The organism is Sedimentibacter sp. B4, from assembly GCF_000309315.1.
Taxonomy (GTDB): Bacteria; Bacillota; Clostridia; order Tissierellales; family Sedimentibacteraceae; genus Sedimentibacter; species Sedimentibacter saalensis.
The window spans coordinates 1-207 of record NZ_CANG01000147.1 but is presented as its reverse complement, the minus strand read 5'-3'; the positions used below and the strand labels follow the sequence as shown (position 1 = coordinate 207).

1 protein-coding gene is annotated in these 207 nt (G+C 71.5%); it reads left to right on the top strand.

Annotated features, from left to right (window positions below; genetic code table 11):
* On the top strand, positions 1–207 hold a 207-nt coding region (gene sepH / locus BN358_RS28315; RefSeq protein ID WP_157593332.1), incomplete at its 3' end, for a septation protein SepH.

The window sequence follows — 207 nt, the reverse complement described above, 5'->3', positions numbered from 1 at the left end:
ATGACTCACCGAGACCGTGTCCACAACGCCAGGGGTCCGGTGCGCCAGGCGCCGCAGGCCACCCACCTGGAGATCGACATGGACAGCGCGCTGACCCCACGGGAGATCCAGGCACGCGTCCGTGCCGGACAAAGCCTGGAGGACGTCGCCCGCGCCGCCGGCATGGACGTGGGCTGGGTCGAGCCGTTCGCCGGCCCCGTGATCGCA